At 44.8% G+C, this 18616-nt stretch carries 17 protein-coding genes; 3 read left to right on the plus strand and 14 right to left on the minus strand.

The window, feature by feature from the left end; all coding sequences use genetic code 11:
• The first annotated feature begins 7 nt into the window (after positions 1-7).
• The 3 genes from gloB to QWZ04_RS20520 all read left to right on the plus strand — a co-directional run bounded on the left by gloB (position 8) and on the right by QWZ04_RS20520 (position 3092).
• Positions 8-766 carry a hydroxyacylglutathione hydrolase gene (gene gloB / locus QWZ04_RS20510; RefSeq protein WP_290330114.1) on the plus strand — a complete coding sequence of 253 codons (759 nt, stop codon included), beginning with the start codon at positions 8-10 and terminating at the stop codon, positions 764-766.
• Between the two features lie 71 nt (positions 767-837).
• The gene (locus QWZ04_RS20515) at positions 838-2409 is read left to right on the plus strand and encodes a LysM peptidoglycan-binding domain-containing protein (RefSeq protein WP_290330115.1); all 1572 of its coding nucleotides are present in this window, start codon (positions 838-840) and stop codon (positions 2407-2409) included.
• Complete coding sequence (locus QWZ04_RS20520) at positions 2406-3092, plus strand: YIP1 family protein (RefSeq protein ID WP_290330116.1); 687 nt, start codon at positions 2406-2408, stop codon at positions 3090-3092. Before QWZ04_RS20515 ends, QWZ04_RS20520 begins: the two co-directional genes overlap by 4 nt.
• Here the strand turns inward: QWZ04_RS20520 and QWZ04_RS20525 are convergent.
• From QWZ04_RS20525 to bamA, 14 genes are all read right to left on the minus strand, one after another.
• A complete protein-coding gene (locus tag QWZ04_RS20525; RefSeq protein WP_290330117.1) occupies positions 3073-3921 on the minus strand; it encodes an endonuclease/exonuclease/phosphatase family protein in 849 nt (282 codons plus the stop codon). The two genes, QWZ04_RS20520 and QWZ04_RS20525, sit on opposite strands and share 20 nt — an antisense overlap.
• 127 nt (positions 3922-4048) lie before the next feature.
• A complete protein-coding gene (gene glnB, locus QWZ04_RS20530; RefSeq protein WP_006711670.1) occupies positions 4049-4387 on the minus strand; it encodes a nitrogen regulatory protein P-II in 339 nt (112 codons plus the stop codon).
• 58 nt (positions 4388-4445) lie between these two features.
• Positions 4446-4823, minus strand: a complete 378-nt coding sequence (locus QWZ04_RS20535; RefSeq protein ID WP_290330118.1) for a hypothetical protein — start codon at positions 4821-4823, stop codon at positions 4446-4448.
• 218 nt (positions 4824-5041) lie between these two features.
• Positions 5042-5356, minus strand: a complete 315-nt coding sequence (locus tag QWZ04_RS20540) for a c-type cytochrome (RefSeq protein WP_290330119.1) — start codon at positions 5354-5356, stop codon at positions 5042-5044.
• A 57-nt stretch (positions 5357-5413) separates the two neighbouring features.
• The gene (tilS, locus tag QWZ04_RS20545; protein ID WP_290330120.1) at positions 5414-6757 is read right to left on the minus strand and encodes a tRNA lysidine(34) synthetase TilS; all 1344 of its coding nucleotides are present in this window, start codon (positions 6755-6757) and stop codon (positions 5414-5416) included.
• Positions 6758-6794: 37 nt separating this feature from the next.
• The gene (accA, locus tag QWZ04_RS20550; RefSeq protein WP_290330121.1) at positions 6795-7754 is read right to left on the minus strand and encodes an acetyl-CoA carboxylase carboxyl transferase subunit alpha; all 960 of its coding nucleotides are present in this window, start codon (positions 7752-7754) and stop codon (positions 6795-6797) included.
• Between the two features lie 44 nt (positions 7755-7798).
• Positions 7799-11278, minus strand: coding sequence for a DNA polymerase III subunit alpha (dnaE, locus tag QWZ04_RS20555; protein ID WP_290330122.1), 3480 nt, complete (start codon positions 11276-11278; stop codon positions 7799-7801).
• Positions 11279-11442: 164 nt separating this feature from the next.
• Positions 11443-12081: a ribonuclease HII gene (rnhB, locus tag QWZ04_RS20560; protein ID WP_290330123.1), complete on the minus strand. Its 639-nt coding sequence runs from the start codon at positions 12079-12081 to the stop codon at positions 11443-11445.
• Position 12082: 1 nt separating this feature from the next.
• Positions 12083-13228 carry a lipid-A-disaccharide synthase gene (gene lpxB / locus QWZ04_RS20565; protein WP_290330124.1) on the minus strand — a complete coding sequence of 382 codons (1146 nt, stop codon included), beginning with the start codon at positions 13226-13228 and terminating at the stop codon, positions 12083-12085.
• A gap of 79 nt (positions 13229-13307) precedes the next feature.
• Positions 13308-14096 carry an acyl-ACP--UDP-N-acetylglucosamine O-acyltransferase gene (gene lpxA / locus QWZ04_RS20570; RefSeq protein ID WP_290330125.1) on the minus strand — a complete coding sequence of 263 codons (789 nt, stop codon included), beginning with the start codon at positions 14094-14096 and terminating at the stop codon, positions 13308-13310.
• A 1-nt stretch (position 14097) separates the two neighbouring features.
• Positions 14098-14529: a 3-hydroxyacyl-ACP dehydratase FabZ gene (fabZ, locus tag QWZ04_RS20575; RefSeq protein ID WP_290330145.1), complete on the minus strand. Its 432-nt coding sequence runs from the start codon at positions 14527-14529 to the stop codon at positions 14098-14100.
• A gap of 111 nt (positions 14530-14640) precedes the next feature.
• Positions 14641-15657: a UDP-3-O-(3-hydroxymyristoyl)glucosamine N-acyltransferase gene (gene lpxD, locus QWZ04_RS20580; RefSeq protein WP_290330126.1), complete on the minus strand. Its 1017-nt coding sequence runs from the start codon at positions 15655-15657 to the stop codon at positions 14641-14643.
• 4 nt (positions 15658-15661) lie between these two features.
• A complete protein-coding gene (locus tag QWZ04_RS20585; RefSeq protein ID WP_290330127.1) occupies positions 15662-16171 on the minus strand; it encodes an OmpH/Skp family outer membrane protein in 510 nt (169 codons plus the stop codon).
• Positions 16172-16185: 14 nt separating this feature from the next.
• Positions 16186-18612 carry an outer membrane protein assembly factor BamA gene (gene bamA / locus QWZ04_RS20590; protein ID WP_290330128.1) on the minus strand — a complete coding sequence of 809 codons (2427 nt, stop codon included), beginning with the start codon at positions 18610-18612 and terminating at the stop codon, positions 16186-16188.
• Positions 18613-18616: the final 4 nt, after the last annotated feature.

Here is an 18616-nt window from a genome sequence, read left to right on the forward strand (position 1 = left end):
TCCAAATATGTTAACCATCAAAAGCATACCTGCATTTAACGACAATTACATCTGGCTGATTAAAAATAGCGATCAACGTTGCGCCATTGTCGACCCTGGGGATGCAAAACCTGTCTTAGAATACTTACGTCACCACCAATTGGATTTAGAGGCCATTTTAATTACCCATCATCATAATGATCACATTGGCGGCGTTTCTGATCTCATCATGGCCTTTCCTGATGCCAAGGTTGTCGGCCCTGCTTCTGAGCCAATTCCAACGTTAACCACTCCGGTCGAAGACGGCGATCAACTGGATTTATTTGGCGAAACCTTTTTGGTACTCGGTCTTCCTGGCCATACTAAAGGGCATATTGGCTATACCGGAGACGGCAAACTCTTTTGTGGCGATGTGCTGTTTTCTGCTGGCTGTGGCCGAATCTTTGAGGGCACACCTGAACAGATGTTTGACTCCATTAACAAAATTAATGCTCTGGCTCAAGAGACGGAAATATTTTGTGCCCATGAATACACATCAAGCAATGTTTCGTTTGCTTTGGCGGTCGAGCCTAACAACGACTTGTTGCAACAATACCGCGATGATGTCATCCGGTTGCGTGGCCAAGAAAAACCCACCATTCCAACCACACTCAAACAAGAACGTTGGATCAACCCTTTTCTAAGATGCAATCAAGAAAGTGTGATCAAATCTGTCGCTAATCGCACTTTAGATACGTCACCTGTTGCAGTGTTTACTGCTCTTCGTGAGTGGAAGAACGAATTTTAACGATTTCTTACTTGTCACTCGTAATGAATGGCAAGTATTATCTTCAGCCGTTAATTAAAAAGGCTGGAACAATGAGAGTACAGTACAGTTGGGTGTTAGCACTTGCGCTAACAGGCTGCCAACTCACCCAACAAGATCCCTCCACGACTCAAAACTCCGAGACGAATACACCTTCAACGGAATCCTCGTCTATCGCTAAGGTAAGTAAACCTAGCGCGTCTACTGCACAATCAAAGCCTGTTCCTGTTGTGACTCCACAAACGCAAGAAGATGTATGGCAACGTATCGCAATGCAGCTAGAGATGCCTATTCCTGATCATAAAACCGTGGACTACTACCGTACTTGGTACATCAAGCACCCAAACCATTTAAAAACGGTATCGCAAAGAGCTGAACCATTTTTATACTTGATCACCGAAAAAATTGAGCAACGTGGTTTACCGTTAGAATTGGCGTTGTTACCTATCGTAGAAAGCTCGTTTGACCCGTTTGCCTACTCTCATGGCAGTGCCGCAGGTCTGTGGCAATTTGTTCCAGCAACCGGCAAAGCTTACGGGTTAGATCAAAACTACTGGTACGACGGCCGTCGTGATGTGGCTGCGGCGACCGACGCCGCCCTGACCTTTTTGGAATCATTGAATAAACGATTTGATGGTAATTGGGATCACGCAATTGCCGCGTACAACAGTGGCGGCGGTCGTGTAAATAGTGCCATCCGTGCCAACAAAAAAGCCAATAAGCCTATCGACTTCTTCTCACTATCTTTGCCAAAAGAAACCAGCGGCTACGTGCCTAAATTACTTGCTCTGGCCGACATTCTCGCTAACCAAGAAAAATACGGTGTGAGCATACCGCCGATTGCTAATAAGCCCGTACTAGCAACGGTTGATCCAAAAGAACAATTGGATCTCGCTATCGCCGCGCAATATGCTGGTATTTCGGTTAAAGAACTTCAAGGCTACAACCCGGCATACAATCAGTGGGCTACCTCCCCAGATGGACCGCAACACTTATTGCTGCCGATTGAAACCATCGAGAAATTTAACACTGAAGTTAGCCATAACAAGGGCAAAGGCCTTAAATTAGTGCGCTACAAAGTTCAGTCTGGTGATAGCTTGAGTGTGCTTGCCAATAAGTACAACACCACCACCAAAGTGATCCAAGCGGCAAACGGACTTAGCAATAACAACATCCGTGTTGGGCAACACCTGATGATCCCAACATCGACGAAAAATGACGCAACTTATGCGCTAAGTGCCGACAACCGATTAGCAAAAACCCAATCTCGCTCACGAGGTAAGTACAAATTTACCCATACAGTGAAAAGTGGTGATAGCCTCTGGTCGATCGCTAAGAACAACAAAGTTTCCCATCAATCGCTGGCTAAATGGAACGGCATGGGACCCAAAGATACATTACGAATTGGCCAAGATTTGGTTATTTGGAAAAACTCCAATGAGGGTGCCATTATTCGTACCGTATTCTACTCAGTTCGTTCTGGCGACACCATCAGCGGTATTGCTTCCAAGTTTAAAGTTAGAAGCAATGACATCGTGAAATGGAACTCACTAACAAAATCTAAGTACTTACAGCCCGGACAAAAAATCAAGCTGTACGTCGATGTCACCAAGGTAAGTGTATGACCCCTTCAAGTAACCCTTTCGCTATGCTGCTCGATATATTTCGAGCACCAACAGCTTGTTTTGCCGCTTTATATCAACGAGGTATGTGGGGCTGGTGGCCTTACTTAATCTTGATCCTCAGCCCATTTGCATTTTGGGGAAGCTATTTCGATTTGGTTAACTTTGCTTGGTTAAAAGCCGAGCTAGTCATTCAAATGTCGGAAGTGGCACCAGATCAAATAAAACTGATTGATGCGAATACGATGCTAGCGACGGAAGTCATTCGGAATATTGCAGGACGCTCGTTTACGATCTTACTGCTGGCATTTTGGTTCAAGTTAGCAACTCAAGGCAGCCAAGTTCAAATAAGCTATTGGAAATGGTTTGCTGTCTCTAGCGTTATCTTATTTCCAGCAATTATTGGGGACTTTGCCAGTTACGTTAGCGTACTGCTTAAACACGGCCAAGTCATGTCGTATGCCGCCGATCTTAATAGCCTGAACGGACTGCTTAAGTTACCGCTGACAAGTGAGTGGTCTACGTTTGCAAGATCATTCCCGCTATTGATGCCATGGTACATCGTATTAGGCTACGCCGCTCTTGGGGCGCTAAGCACCATTGAAAAAGGCCAAGCATTGGTTATCTCAGCCCTACCATGGGTTGGTTACTTCCTTTGCTGGGCTATCATTCTTCTTGTAAGCTAAACGTCGCGAGCAAAGGATTATGATCGGAGGCATCGGTAATAGGTGCCTCTGCTGTTTCTAGCACTAAACCTCGATAGTAAATATGGTCTAGAACTAAGCCAGTGATGAACTGCGTGCGATGATCTGGTGAAAACGTCACTTCTTCCATTGATAGTGAATCCATTAGGTTCTCCAGCGTTTCTGTTCTCTCTTCACTCCAAGTATTAAAGTCTCCTGCGATGATCATTGGCCCCTGATGTTTGTCGACCGCATTTCTCAGCGCCACCAGTTGCTCTTTGAACTCTACCGTACCCACTGTAAAGTTAATCGCATGAATATTGATCACTGCTATGCTTTGGCCATTTGAAAGCTCGTACGTCGCGTAGAGCCCAGATTTGGGCAAACGAAGCCAAGGTTCTTTCTGAATGAATGCGCACGCTTTACTTGGCATCTCGGTCGCTAGGTTCAACACACCAGCGCTGGTTTCAAACGCTCGGAAAGCACTGACATGATTACTGGCCCAATGTTGCGTTTTTAGCCAACCGATAAAGCCCGCATCTAAACTGGCTTCTTGCAATAAGATAAGTTGAGAGTTATCTGAAAACACCTCTAGTTCTTGTTGCCAATTGTCTCGATTCTGTTTGTAAATATTCCAAACGAGGACCGAAAGCTTGCCTTTTTCATCAATGATTTTATTGGATTCCCCTTGATAACAGACCTGCTCTTCTTGGCTTTGGTTCGCTTCAAAGGAGATCAATTGGGGGTTTGATGGCACAGAAAATATCAAATAATACGCAAGTGGCACCGCTGCTACTGCCAAGCCTAAAGCAACAAGAAGTCGTTTTTTCATTTCTTTGCCCACATAAAAAAGGAGCTTTCGCTCCTTCATATAGATTCAACTCTAAACACAGCTTAACCCACAATAGTCATATTGCTGTGTATTGGTATTCGAATATTTATGATTCAAAAACCAAAGACTAGATAGCGTCTTCGTCTTCTTCACCAGTACGGATACGCACAACGCGCTCAACGCTGGTGATGAAAATCTTACCGTCGCCAATTTTACCCGTTTGAGCGGTTTCAATGATGGTATCAACGCATTGATCAGCCACTTCATCGGTAACGACTATCTCTAGCTTCACTTTTGGCAAAAAGTCGACCATGTACTCTGCACCACGATAAAGCTCTGTGTGGCCCTTTTGACGACCAAAACCTTTAACTTCAGATACCGTCATGCCTGTAATGCCAACTTCCGCAAGCGCTTCTCGTACATCATCAAGCTTAAATGGCTTAATGATGGCTTCAATTTTTTTCATTGTAATCCCTTAACCTATCAGTTTTCCTTATTATTACTGATATCAACGCAATAGCCAATCAAGTGGCGTCCATTTTTTGCATTAAACACCACGCACAAAACAAAAATGCACTGATGTTTATCAGTAATATGGCTGTATTTTTGATCAACTCTTCACCTCCTGTTCCTAGGTTAAGTACCCCAGAGAACAGCGTCAGAGCTGGAATGAAAAATAAAACCGGTATATAACCCCATGTTTCCTTTTTATATAATCCGACTAATGCAACAACACCGCTGATCAAAGTGATCAACATAATAACAGCCGGGATCAAGCGTAAGCTCGTCAGTGCAAGTGCTTGCACAAAAAAGTGAAAATGCGAGATAAGATATCCAGCAACGATAATCGCCATCACTCGATCAAATGATAATCGCTGGGAAAAAGAATAATCGACATTCATAGCAACACTCCTTGTTGGATCTGAATGAATCTAGATAGGCTCACAGCCTAATTATGGTAGGACAACCCCATCCAAGAGTTGTTCAATTTCTCTGCTCTTTTACTCACTGTAGAAGAGTATCACTTAATTATCAAAACTCTCATCGTTAGAAAATGTAACCAAAGAATACGGTCTATCACAAGCGATGTTCGCTTGTGATAGACCCAATTCATTCTTTTCTACTTAAGGCTAGCGAAGTACGCGGCTAAGTTTTCCATGTCCGCATCACTTAACATCGCAGCCTGCATTTGCATCACTACAGCCAAACCGCCATTACGCTGCTTCGCTTTGTATGCTTTCATGGAGTCGACTAAGTACTTTTCGTTCTGGCCTTTAAGGTTGGGATAACCAGGAATGATGGCAATGCCGTCAGCACCATGGCAAGCTGCACAAACCGCGGCTTTGGCTTTACCCGCAGCCACATCACCGGCTGCTAATGTTGAACCGCTCATAAAAGCCAAACCAATGACCAGACCCATTACTACTTTCTTCATCACTTCACCTATTCCATTATCGGTAGAATTATTAGGTGATTGTGACACACAATGTGACTACTTATACCAAATTAGCTCACATTCTTGTCCAGAACAGTGACGTGTAACAAAAAGGTTCCCTACTGCAGCGATGGTCTCACCATACATTAAAATAGGCTGTCTTTTACGCAGCCAACTTGGAACGCCGTACTCCTGAAACAGTTTTTTCATTTTTCGGCTACGATCCCTGCCCATCGGCTGCGCCGACATTCCCTCCGGTTCGAAGTGCACCCAAATATTTTCGCCCACGAGCGGTGCTCTCAACATGAACTTCGCTTCTGCCCCAGCTTTACGCAACACAAGTTGCCCTAAGCTATCAGGAAGCATACAGGCTTGATTCAGTGTTAAAGGCTGCTTCCACAATGAAAGGTCTTGATAAGCATCAACCCAATATAAACGCGACTGAAAACGGCGTATTTCCCCAGTTTTCATCATTAATTTGGGGTTAGCGTCTGGCTGGCTTAGTGCCACTTCATGCCAAATAAGTTCCAACTGCTTTCGACTTGGCATTCGAGCATCCTGCCGCTCTAACCACATTCTGATAAGCTGATTACGCGCAATATCAGACTGGGTAGACAGCGCAGTGACCTGCAGGCTGCCATCACTATGGAGGCAAGCTTCTAGCTTCTCGCTCAGCAGTTCGTGGAGCAATAGTTGCTGCTCGGCACATAACTCGGCACTGCGTTGAACCGACGCTTCAATAGTCGGCCAGCGTTGAGTTAATTGGGGTAAGACAGCATGACGGAGAAAATTTCTATCGTAGCGTTGGTCTTGGTTACTCTCGTCTTCATTCCAGCTTAACTGATTGCTATGAGCGTAACTTTCAATGTTTTGGCGCGACTGCGTTAATAGCGGCCGAAGCAAGAAACCATCAAAAAAGGGCATGACCTGCGCCATACTCGATAAACCTTTAGGCCCGCTGCCCCGTTTAAGCGCCAATAGGAAAGTTTCAAGTTGGTCACCACTGTGCTGCCCAGTAATCAACAAGTCTCCATCAGTCACATGGGAACGCAAAGCATGATACCTCGCCTCACGCGCGACCTCTTCGATACTCTCACTGCCTCGCTGCTCCAAGTCCACTCGGTGACTAAAAAAAGGCATGCCTGACCGACTGCACCACTGCTTGCAACGTTCTAGCCACAAATCTGCATTCGGGCTTAAGCCATGATGGATATGAACAGCACAGCATTCTACTTGCGGGTTCTCTACGCGATACCGAATGAGCAAATCAAGCAGAACACGAGAATCGACTCCACCACTTAAGGCTAAGATCACTCGGCTATTACTTTGCCGATGGTTATGTAGAGCTTGCGAAAAAGCAGAATAAAGCACAAAAACCTCAGAGATAAAAAAAGCGAGCATAATGCTCGCTTAATCATATCCTATTCGTACCGTTCGGTTAACAGTAACCGTAGCTCATCAAACGTTGGAAACGACGTTCAAGCAATGTTTCTTCATCAAGTTGCTCTAAATCTTCCAGTTGTTTTAGTAGCGTTGCTTTCATATTTGCTGCAACGGCAATCTTGTCACGGTGAGCACCACCGAGTGGCTCTTCAATGATTTCATCAATCAACTCAAGCTCTTTAAGGCGAGGAGCAATCAAGCCCATCGCTTCTGCCGCTTGTGGCGCTTTGTCTGAATCACGCCATAAGATAGAAGCACAACCCTCAGGGGAGATTACTGAATATGTAGAGTACTGAAGCATGTTAACGTAATCGCCCACGCCAATGGCCAATGCACCACCAGAGCCACCTTCACCAACAACGTTACAAATAACTGGAACGGTTAGACTAGACATCTCTTTTAGGTTGGTTGCAATCGCTTCAGATTGACCACGCTCTTCTGCACCAACACCAGGGTATGCACCGGCAGTATCGATAAAGGTAATGATTGGCATCTTAAAACGCTCAGCCATTTTCATTAGACGTAGCGCTTTACGGTAACCCTCAGGTTTTGGCATGCCAAAGTTACGTAATACTTTTTCTTTTGTTTCACGGCCTTTTTGGTGACCGATGATCATCACTGGACGGCCTTCTAAACGAGCCATACCGCCAACAATCGCTTTATCATCAGCAAAAGCGCGATCGCCCTTTAGCTCATCAAACTCAGTAAAAACGTTTTCAACGTAATCCAAAGTATACGGGCGCTGAGGGTGACGTGCGAGTTGAGCAACTTGCCAAGCACCAAGATCGCTGAAGATTTTCTTTTTAAGCTCTAAGCTTTTATCTTCAAGTTGCTTGATCTCTTTATCGAGATCGACAGCAGCATCACCACCGTGACGTGATACATCACGTAGGGCTTCGATCTTTGCTTCTAGTTCTGCAATTGGCTTCTCAAACTCAAGAAAATTCGGGCTCATCTATGAATCCTTTTATCTACCCTCGCATTATTAGCGACAGGTCTTTAGTTAAATTCCAGTTCTACCTGACCTTGGCCAAGCAGCTGCTTTAATTCGTCGATCAATGTATCGTTTGGCGTTACTCGCCACTCTACACCAAGAGCAAGCCGCGCACGGGCATCTTGGCGTTGGTAGTAGACATTGACTGGTACGGTACCCGCTCGATGAGGCTCTAGTATTTGACTAAAACGCTCAAAAAATTGGTTATCTATTTGTTCTTCTAAAATAGATACGGACAACGCTCGTGCGTATTTTTCACGGGCATTTCCAAGATCCATGACATCTCGCGCCGACATTTTAAGGCCACCGTTAAAGTCATCAAAGCTGACCTGTCCGGAAATGACCAAAATTTTATCTTTTTCAAGAAGTTCAGCATACTTTTCTAACGCATCAGAGAATAGCATGACTTCCATTCGACCTGAACGATCGTCTAATGTCATCAATCCTATGCGAGTTCCTCGCTTAGTTGTCATTACTCTGGCGGCTATCACCAAACCTGCAATGGTGAGCGATTGATCTCTTCGCGTTGGCTGAGCATCATTAAGTCGACAACTGGTATACTTAGCAAGTTCCTTTAAATGCGCATTAATGGGATGACCAGTAAGATACAGGCCTAATGTATCCCTTTCGCCTTCTAACCAAACCTTTTCCGGCCACGGCGGCACTTGTGTGTATTTTTGTTCGACTTCTTCCGGCGCATCGGTTAATACACCAAACATATCCGACTGGCCAAACGCTTCTGCCTGATGGTGTTGGCTAGCGGCTTTTACCGCATCATTCAGCGACGCCATCATTGCGGCGCGGTGAGGACCGAGTCTATCAAGTGCTCCTGCGTAAATCAGTTTTTCGATAACGCGTTTGTTCACTTTCTTAATATCAACACGAGCACAAAAATCAAATAGGTCTTTAAAATAACCACCTTTGTCGCGTGCGGCAATGATGTTTTCAATTGGCCCTTCACCCACCCCTTTGATTGCACCAATACCATAAACAACGGCACCGGTTTCATCAACGTTGAAGCGATATAAACCGGCATTGATATCAGGCGGCAGCACTTTGAGCTTCATTCTGATGCATTCATCAACCAAGCCGATGACTTTTTCTGTGTTATCCATATCGGCCGTCATTACTGCCGCCATGAACTCTGCAGGATAATGCGTTTTTAACCACAGAGTCTGGTAAGAAACCAGTGCGTAAGCGGCGGAGTGCGATTTATTAAAACCATACCCTGCGAATTTTTCTACTAAATCGAAGATCTTCATGGCGAGTTCGCCATCAACACCATTTGCTATGGCGCCTTCTTCGAAGATAGTACGCTGTTTCGCCATTTCTTCTGGTTTTTTCTTACCCATTGCACGACGAAGCATGTCCGCCCCACCAAGCGTATAACCAGCCAATATTTGGGCGATTTGCATTACTTGCTCTTGATACAAGATAATGCCGTATGTCGGCTCTAACGTTTCTTTAAGCGTTTCGTGTTGCCACTTTTCATCCGGGTAAGAAACCGCTTCTCGTCCGTGTTTTCGGTCGATGAAGTTATCTACCATGCCCGATTGCAAAGGCCCCGGACGGAACAAGGCAACCAATGCGATAATATCTTCGAAGCTATCGGGTTGAAGGCGCTTGATCAAATCTTTCATACCGCGGGATTCGAGCTGGAATACCGCCGTTGTTTCTGAATTCTGTAGTAAGTTAAAGGATGCTTGGTCGTCGAGCGGAATGGAGTCAATTCGAACCGCTTCTTTACCCTCGCGCTTCAATCTCGGGTTAACTAAACCTAAAGCCCAGTCGATGATGGTTAAGGTACGTAGACCCAAGAAATCGAATTTAACCAAGCCTGCGGTTTCAACATCGTTTTTATCAAACTGGGTAACCGGGAAGTTACCGTCGGCATCGCAATATATCGGAGCAAAGTCTGTAATAGTGGTTGGCGAAATTACGACGCCACCAGCATGCTTACCTGCGTTACGAGTACAGCCCTCCAAGATGCGGCACATATCGATAAGCGCACGAACTTCTTCATCGGCTTCGTAAATTTCAGGCAGCTGAGGTTCTGCTTTAAAGGCTTTTTCAAGGGTCATGCCCGGCTCAGGCGGAACCAACTTGGAAATACGATCGACAAATCCGTACGGGTGCCCCAGCACACGGCCAACATCACGAATAACCGCTTTCGCCGCCATGGTACCAAAGGTAATGATCTGAGATACCGCATCTCTGCCATACATTTCTGCGACGTGGTCAATAACCTGATCTCGCTTGTCCATACAGAAATCGATATCGAAATCGGGCATGGAGACACGTTCTGGGTTCAAGAAACGTTCGAACAGTAAGTCATATTCCAGAGGATCTAAGTCTGTGATGTCCAGGGCGTATGCCACTAAGGAACCGGCACCAGAACCACGGCCAGGCCCTACTGGCACATCGTTATCTTTAGACCACTGGATGAACTCCATTACGATAAGGAAGTAACCCGGAAAGCCCATTTTGTTGACAACATCGAGCTCTATTTTAAGGCGTTCGTCGTATTCAGGGCGACGCTGTAAACGCACTTCTTCGTCAGGGAACAAGAATGCTAAACGGCGCTCTAATCCCTCTTCTGATTTTTTCACCAAGAAATCTTCAATCGCCATACCTTCCGTTGGAAAGTTAGGCAAAAAGTACTCGTTTAAACGGACGGTAACGTTACAACGCTTAGCTATCTCGACGCTGTTTTGTAGCGCTTCTGGAATATCTGCAAAAAGCTCACACATTTCCTCTTCAGTACGCAAGTACTGCTGAGCGCTGTAGTTTTTTGGTCTGCGAGGATCGACCATGGTGAAGCCATCATGGATCGCTACACGAATCTCATGGGCATCAAATTGTTCTTCATTTAGGAATACCACTTCGTTTGTGGCGACAACAGGCAAATCTGTCTTTTCGGCCAAATCTAACGCAAAGTGTAAGTAGCTCTCTTCGTCGGCACGACCCGTTCTGGTTAATTCTAAGTAAAAACGATCAGGGAAGTACTGCTGATAAAACGCAACACATTCTTCAACTAAGCTGTGATTGCCTTTTAATAACGCTCGCCCAATCTCACCAACACGTCCACCCGATAAAATAATCAAACCTTCGTTATGGTTTACCAACCACTCTTTATCAATGACAGGTTGGTGTAAAACATGCCCACGCTGGTAAGCCTCAGAAATCAACAAGGTTAGATTGTTGTAACCTTTGTTATCAGTAGCTAGCACCGTTAGTTTGGTCAACTCATCGCCAAATTCGGCAGATTGCATGGTAAAGTCTGCACCAATGATCGGCTTGATACCGCAATTCGTCGCCGTATTGTAGAACTTCACCAAACCACAGAGGTTGGTAAAGTCTGTCAGCGCCATTGCTGGCATTCCATATTCTGCTACTTTCTTCACAATAGGTGGCACTTTAGAAAGGCCATCCACCATTGAGAAGTCGCTGTGGATTCGTAGATGAATAAATTTAGGGTCAGACATGTAACGGTCCTAAGTTAAAGGATAAGTGCTAAGTGCTAAGTGCTAAGTGCTAAGTGCTAAAGGATATAGAATAAAAGCTAGATTGAAAGCGATGTGCTGATTTTAGCTTTGCACTTTCGCTCTTTTACTTCGCTTTTAGTACCTCGCCTCTAGTACTTCAGTACTTACTCAAGCCCTAACGCTCGTTTTACTGGTTTAAAACTTTTACGGTGCTCAGCAATCACACCATGTTGTTCAATCGCTTCAAAATGAGCTTTGGTTGGGTAGCCTTTATGCTTCGCAAATCCAAACTGCGGATACTCTTTATCAAGTTCATCCATTTCGGCATCACGCACTACTTTGGCGGTGATCGACGCTGCACTGATTTCGGCAACTCGCAAATCGCCTTTGACAACCGCCAGCCCAGCCATTGGAATATCTGGGACGCGATTCCCATCAATAAGCGCTAAGTCTGGCTGAGTTTCTAAACCAGCAATGGCACGTTGCATCGCAACCATTGTCGCTTGTAGAATATTAAATTGATCGATTTCTTCTGGCGAACATCTACCCACAGACCAAGCCAATGCTTTTTCTTTGATCTCAGGAAAAAGAGCTAGTCGTTTTTTTTCAGACAGTTTTTTAGAATCGTTCAAGCCTTCAATCGGATTATTAGGATCTAAGATAACGGCTGCGGTGACGACATCACCCACTAATGGCCCACGCCCAACCTCATCGACACCAGCAATCAACTGATAGCCTTGCGGGTATTCAAATGGGGGTAGTTCCTTCACTGGCTTCTTAGTTTTTGGAGCGATGTTAGTCATGTTATTTTCCAATCAAATTGAGTACTGCAGCGGCCGCTTGTGTGTCGGCATCTTTTCTTATCCATTGATGCATTTCATTGAACTCTTCAATTAATGCACTATTGTCACCAAACAAGGCGTGCTCTAGCGGTGGGTATAGGTTGTCGGCGTTGCAATCGTCTAAGATAAACTCTCTTACTAACTCCCTACCCGCCATAATGTTAGGCAAGGCAACGTGCCTAGTAATCGCCAACTTTTGTACAATCCATCCCGTGAGTTTATTCACTTTGTAACCCACCACCATAGGCCTTTTGAGCAACATGCATTCCAACGTTACTGTGCCCGATGCCAGTAGAACCGCATCGGATGCCGTAATGACGTTACGAGCGGTATCTTGCACAATGGTAAAGTCCAATTCTGGCGCATATTGCTGCCAAATTTGTTCAAACTGTTGTTTGCGCTTTTCATTTACCGCAGCAACGACAAAGCCAATGTCTGGGTGTTGCTGGTTGAGTTTTTGGCACGTTTCGATAAAGGGTTGTGAAATAAGCCCCACTTCTCCGCCACGACTGCCTGGCAGTACCGCTAACCACTTTTTACTTTGTTCTAGGTTCAGGAGTTTTCGTGCTGCCAATTGATCCGATTCCATCGGAATGGCGTCGGCAAGTGTATGACCCACGAACTCGCATGCGACTTGGTATTTGTCATAAAATGCTTTTTCAAACGGAAGGAAAGCCAAAACTAAGTCGGTTGCCTTGTCTATTTTGAAAATACGTTTTGGCCGCCATGCCCACACGGACGGGCTGACATAATGCACAGTTTTTATGCCCGCTTTTTTCAAGTCTAACTCAACACGCAAATTAAAATCCGGGGCATCTATACCGATAAACACGTCCGGTGGATTTTGAGTAAACTCTTTAACAAGCGCCGCTTTCACTTTCAATAGCCTTGGTAAGCGCCCTAAGACTTCAACCAAGCCCATAACGGCCAATTCTTCCATTTCGAAGAGTGACTGACAGCCTTCAGCGATCATCTTCGGCCCACCAATCCCCACGAACTCAGTGTCAGGGTAGCGTTTTTTGATGGCTCGGATAAATCCCTCACCCAGCGTATCGCCAGAGAGTTCCCCTGCAATAATGCCGATTCTTAATGGTCGCTTTGTCGTCATCGTATACACCTTACCTAAAAACACAAAAAGATCGCCATGTGAGTGGCGATCTTTACATCATTCCGAACGAGCAAAAAGGTTAGCGAATAATGCCACGCTGCGTTTTACCCAAGAACTCTAGGAACTGCTTCACAACGGCGTACTCTTCAGGCTCAGTTGCAATTTCGATTTTCGCTTCTTCAAGCGTTAAGCTTTCACGGTATAGTTTTTTGTATGCACGACGTACCGCTTTGATTTCATCTTTGGTAAAGCCACGGCGCTTCATACCCTCGATATTAATACCGAATGGCTTACAGTGGTTACCTTGTGCCATCACAAATGGTGGAACGTCTTGAACAACAATAGAGCCACCACCGACAAAGCAATGAGCACCTAAGGTACAAAACTGATGAACCGGAGAAAGCGCAGTCAAAATCACAAAGTCTTCGATAGTTACGTGACCGGCTAAGGTTGCGTTGTTACCAAGAATAACGTTATCACCTACCACACAGTCGTGAGCAATATGGGCGTTAACACAAAATAGGTTATCGCTGCCGACAATAGTGGTGCCCTTGTCTTGAACTGTACCGCGGTGCATCTGCACGCTTTCACGAATAATATTACGGTCGCCAACAATCAACGATGTATCTTCACCGCTGAATTTCTTGTCTTGGCACTCTTCACCAATAATAGCAAAAGAGAAGATGCGGTTTTCGTTGCCGATTTTACTTGGACCTTTGATCACAACGTGAGACATGATCTCGTTGTTTTCACCAATCTCAACATCGCCAGAAATGTAAGTAAAAGGACCAACGGTTGTGTTAGCACCAATCTTTACATTGCCCTCAATAACCGCAGAAGGATGAATTTGAGCCGTTTCATGGATCATATTAAAACTCTCGACGTGCACATTTTAGTTCTGCAGAACACACTACTTCACCGTCGACTTTTGCAACACCATTGAACAGTGCAATGCCACGACGTTCTTTAATGAACTCCACTTCGATAACCAATTGATCACCAGGCATAACTGGCTTACGGAATTTCGCTTTATCAATACTTGCGAAGTAGTACAGTTCGTTCTCAGCAGGCGCACCAAAGGTACGGAAAGCAAGCAAGCCCGTCGCTTGTGCCATTGCTTCAAGAATAAGTACACCAGGAAAAACAGGAAGCTTTGGAAAGTGACCCGTAAACTGAGGTTCGTTAACAGATACGTTCTTTAGACCAACCAAGTATTTGCCTTCTTCGAAGTCCGTTACGCGATCGATCATTAGGAAAGGATAGCGATGTGGAAGAAGTTCTTGGATCTCCGTGATATTCATCGTTTTCGTTTCAGTAGTCAAAGTCATATTCCTATTTATGTATTCTAGATAGTGTGCCTTTCTAGACAAACTAAGGCCCGCAAACTGCAGGCCATTAAGAGTTGGGGCAGATTAGCTGTCGCGCTTTTCACACGCTTTTAAGCGGCGATCAATTTCTGCAATTTTATGAACTCTAGGCACCATTTTACGCCATTCTTTATTCGGCTGAACTGGAACACCAGAGGAGTACACGCCTTTTTCGGTAATATCGCGCATCACCATCGACATGCCAGTCACGGTGACTTGGTCTACGATTGTGATGTGACCATTAACAACAGCACCACCACCAAAGAAGCAATATTTACCGATGTGTGTACTGCCAGCAACAATGACGGCTCCGGCCATTGCGCAGCCGTAGCCAACATGCACGTTATGGGCAATTTGAATCTGGTTGTCTAATACAACATTATCTTCAATGACGGTATCGTCAAGTGTACCACGGTCAATGGTGGTACATGCTCCGATCTCTACTCGGTTACCCACCTTAACAGAACCAACTTGAGGGATTTTAATCCACTCGCCTTTGTCGTTAGCGTTACCAAAGCCATCAGAACCAATTACAGCATTTGCTTGTATCAAGCAGTCTTCGCCAATTTCAACGTCGTGGTAGACGCTAACGTTTGACCATAACTTAGTGCGAGCACCAATCTTTGCTTGCTTACCTATAAAGCAGCCCGCACCAATGCAGGCACCTTCTGCGATAACAGCTCCAGACTCAATCACAGCATTTGCACCAATCGCGACGTCAATGCCAATCACTGCATCACTTGAGACAACCGCGCTTGGCGCAATATCATGAGCAGGTTGTGGGGTTGAATCTAACGCTTGAGCGATCTTCGCGTACGCAACATACGGGTCAGCGACCACAATGGCGTTGCCGGTGCAAAATTCGAGGTCAGACTCTCTAACCAATACTGCACTGGCTTTGCAGTCTGGAAGCGTTTTACGGAACTTAGGGTTCGATAAAAAAGCCAACTGACCTGAGCCAGCTTTTTCCAATGCAGCAAAACCGGAGACAGCTATATCGCTATCTCCATGAAGCTGACCACCCGCAATGTTAGCTACTTGAGCAAGGGATAATGTCGTCATAAACTTATTTTAGTTCTTTAATCACTTTTTCAGAAAGATCCAAGTCAGGCTTTGCGTACTGAAGTGCGCTTGCATCAACAATGATGTCGTAACCTTCTTTTTCTGCTACTTGACCGATCGCTTTTTGGATCAGTTTAAACAGCTTTTGTTTCTCTTCATTTTCACGTCTAGCGCCTAGTTTCTCAAGCGATTGACCTTTGATTTTGTACTCTGCTTCCAAACCAGCGATTTGGATTTGCAGATTACGCATACCTTCGTCACCAAGTAATTCGCCGTCACGACGCGCTTGCTCTACTTTGGTTTTGATTTTAGCTTCTAATGCTTTTAGTTCAGCACCTTTGTCTTTAAATTCAGCTTGAAGCTTCTTTTGTACCGCTTCACGCTGTGGGAGAGCTTGGAATATTTGTGCAGTATTCACGTAACCAACTTTCTGAGCGGCTTCTGCTGCTTGTGCAAAGAATGAGCTGCTTAATACTACTAGGCTTAGGCCTGCTGCTTTAACGATGTTTTTCAAAATTCTCTCCTAACTTAGAACGTTTGACCGATGGTGAATGTGAACACTTCTGTGTTATCACCCTCGAATTGTTTAATTGGGGTTGCCAATGAGAAAACCAAAGGACCCATTGGTGACATCCACTGAATTGCGGTACCTATAGAGGCTCGGTAATTTCGTGGATCGGAATAATCGTAATAATATTGCTGACCCGAAGACACACCGGTATCTGGATCGAGGTATTTAAACTCAGTATCCCAAACACTGGCCACATCCACAAACAAACTGGTACGAATTTGGCTACGCACTTCATCCGATGCAAATGGCGTAGGGAAAATCACTTCCATACTCGCCAAAGCTACTGCATTACCACCAACCGACTTATCTGTCGCGGTATATTGCGAGTTGTTACCACCTGACGGGTTTTCATCGTACACCGCTTTCGGGCCCGCTGAGTTAGAACGGAAACCACGTAGAGTGGTAAAGCCACCCGCGTAGTAGTTTTCATAAAACGGGAACAAGTTATCGTTGTCACCTGATTTACCATAACCATTACCGTAACCTAAGCGACCACGCAATAACAAAGCAAACTCGTGTTTTTCCGTTAACGGGAAATACTGCTTAACATCGTACTGCATTTTGAAGTACTGAACGTCAGAGCCAGGTACGGTCATTTTGTAGAATGCAGATTGATGATTACCGGCTGTCGGGAAGAAACCTTTGTTCAAGTTGTTACGAGTCCAGTTCAACGAAAAATCGAAGTCGTTAACTAGTAAGCTATTATCGGTTACGTTGCCGGCCTCTCTTTGTACTTGTAAGAACTTCTCAATTTGAGCGTATGGGTCAAGATTAGAGATTTTGTTGTGAGTATAACCCACACCGAATTCGAAAAAGTTCAATTCATTAAACGGGAAACCCCATGTCAGTCTTGTACCATAGCTTTCATTGGTATAGTCGACAATGCCAGCTTCTGATGCTTCAAATTGGTTGTAGAAAACCTTACCACCTAAACTCACACCATCAAGGTTCCAGTATGGGTCTCGGTATTCTAGACTGACGTTTTTACGGTATTTATTGGTAGAGGCACTAACGCCTACACGGTTACCCGTACCTGCAAAGTTATCTTGCTGCAAGCCCACTTGGAAACTAATACCAGACTCAGTACCGTAGCCAACACCAAAGTTTACGCTGCCAGAGTTGGCCTCTTTTACGTTATAAACAAGATCAACCTGATCGTCAGAGCCTGCAACACGTACAGTTTGTACGTCTACTTTCTCAAAGAAACCTAAGCGATTAAGACGGCTTTTACCGGTATCGATCGATTTAGAGTTCAACCAACTGCCTTCCATTTGACGCATTTCACGGCGCAAAACTTCATCTTTAGTTGAATTGTTACCGACGAATCGGATATCACGAACGTAAATTCGTTTTCCAGCTTCAACATTGATAACCAATGACACCGTTTGATTTTCATCATCAAACTCAGGGATAGTACGAACTTGTGGATATGCGTAGCCTGCCTCGCCAAGAACGCGCTTAACGCTCTCTTCTAAGCTGGTTACGGCTGAACCATCATAGATATCACCTTGTTTAAAGGTAAGCATCTGCTTAAATTCATCTTCTTTGCCAATCAACTCACCACGAAAATCAACTGTATCGATTGAATAAGGTTTCCCTTCATCGATCGTTAGCGCAATGTACACGCCTTTTTTATCCGGAGAAATAGACACTTGAGTATTCGTTACTTGGAATTTCAAGTAACCTTGGTTCAAGTAGAATGAGCGCAGAGTTTCAATATCGCCAGCCAAAACTTGCTTTTGATACTTCTCATCAGCTAGGAAATTCCACCACGGCACATCGACGTTGAGATTAAAGCGTGAGCGTAACTCATCATCAGCAAAAACCGTATTACCTAGGAAGTTGATCTGCTGAATTTTAGCCGATACCCCTTCCGTAAATACAAATTTAAGATCAGAACGATTACGAGGTAAAGGCGTCACAACAGCTTTTACTTCAGCGTTGTATTTACCCACACTGTAGTAAAAATCTTCTAAGCCTTTTTCTATGTTGCTAAGCGATGTGCGATCCAGCGCTTCACCAACACGGATGCCTGACGCATCTAAGCTTGTTTGCAATTGTTCTTCTTTTATTGCCTTGTTACCCGAAAAAGAAACGCTCGCAATGGTTGGGCGCTCCTTTACTTCTATAACAAGCACATCCCCGTCTCGCAGTACTTGAATATCTTCAAAGTTACCGGATTCGTATAAGGCTTTAATAATTTTGGATACATCTTGCTGTTCGACTGTGTCACCAATACGGATAGGCATTTTTAACAATGCAGCACCTAATGCGACACGCTGAAGACCTTCGATTTTGATGTCTTGAACAACAAATTTCTCTGCACCATTTACCATTGTGCTGCTAAGCAGTAGAGAGGTAAGTAGTAAATGCTTGATCGCCATATCT

The sequence above is a fragment of the Vibrio tapetis subsp. quintayensis genome (assembly GCF_030409945.1).
Lineage (GTDB): Bacteria > Pseudomonadota > Gammaproteobacteria > Enterobacterales > Vibrionaceae > Vibrio > Vibrio quintayensis.

Bases quoted from the DNA above. Each gene is read 5' to 3' on its own strand.
- QWZ04_RS20515 (WP_290330115.1), top strand. From the start codon at position 838: ATGAGAGTACAGTACAGTTGGGTGTTAGCACTTGCGCTAACAGGCTGC.
- QWZ04_RS20520 (WP_290330116.1), top strand. From the start codon at position 2,406: ATGACCCCTTCAAGTAACCCTTTCGCTATGCTGCTCGATATATTTCGA.
- dnaE (WP_290330122.1), bottom strand. From the start codon at position 11,278: ATGTCTGACCCTAAATTTATTCATCTACGAATCCACAGCGACTTCTCA.
- QWZ04_RS20525 (WP_290330117.1), bottom strand. From the start codon at position 3,921: ATGAAAAAACGACTTCTTGTTGCTTTAGGCTTGGCAGTAGCAGCGGTG.
- bamA (WP_290330128.1), bottom strand. From the start codon at position 18,612: ATGGCGATCAAGCATTTACTACTTACCTCTCTACTGCTTAGCAGCACA.
- fabZ (WP_290330145.1), bottom strand. From the start codon at position 14,529: ATGAATATCACGGAGATCCAAGAACTTCTTCCACATCGCTATCCTTTC.
- glnB (WP_006711670.1), bottom strand. From the start codon at position 4,387: ATGAAAAAAATTGAAGCCATCATTAAGCCATTTAAGCTTGATGATGTA.
- gloB (WP_290330114.1), top strand. From the start codon at position 8: ATGTTAACCATCAAAAGCATACCTGCATTTAACGACAATTACATCTGG.
- QWZ04_RS20535 (WP_290330118.1), bottom strand. From the start codon at position 4,823: ATGAATGTCGATTATTCTTTTTCCCAGCGATTATCATTTGATCGAGTG.
- lpxA (WP_290330125.1), bottom strand. From the start codon at position 14,096: ATGATCCATGAAACGGCTCAAATTCATCCTTCTGCGGTTATTGAGGGC.
- accA (WP_290330121.1), bottom strand. From the start codon at position 7,754: ATGAGCCCGAATTTTCTTGAGTTTGAGAAGCCAATTGCAGAACTAGAA.
- lpxD (WP_290330126.1), bottom strand. From the start codon at position 15,657: ATGACGACATTATCCCTTGCTCAAGTAGCTAACATTGCGGGTGGTCAG.
- tilS (WP_290330120.1), bottom strand. From the start codon at position 6,757: ATGCTCGCTTTTTTTATCTCTGAGGTTTTTGTGCTTTATTCTGCTTTT.
- lpxB (WP_290330124.1), bottom strand. From the start codon at position 13,228: ATGACGACAAAGCGACCATTAAGAATCGGCATTATTGCAGGGGAACTC.
- rnhB (WP_290330123.1), bottom strand. From the start codon at position 12,081: ATGACTAACATCGCTCCAAAAACTAAGAAGCCAGTGAAGGAACTACCC.
- QWZ04_RS20540 (WP_290330119.1), bottom strand. From the start codon at position 5,356: ATGAAGAAAGTAGTAATGGGTCTGGTCATTGGTTTGGCTTTTATGAGC.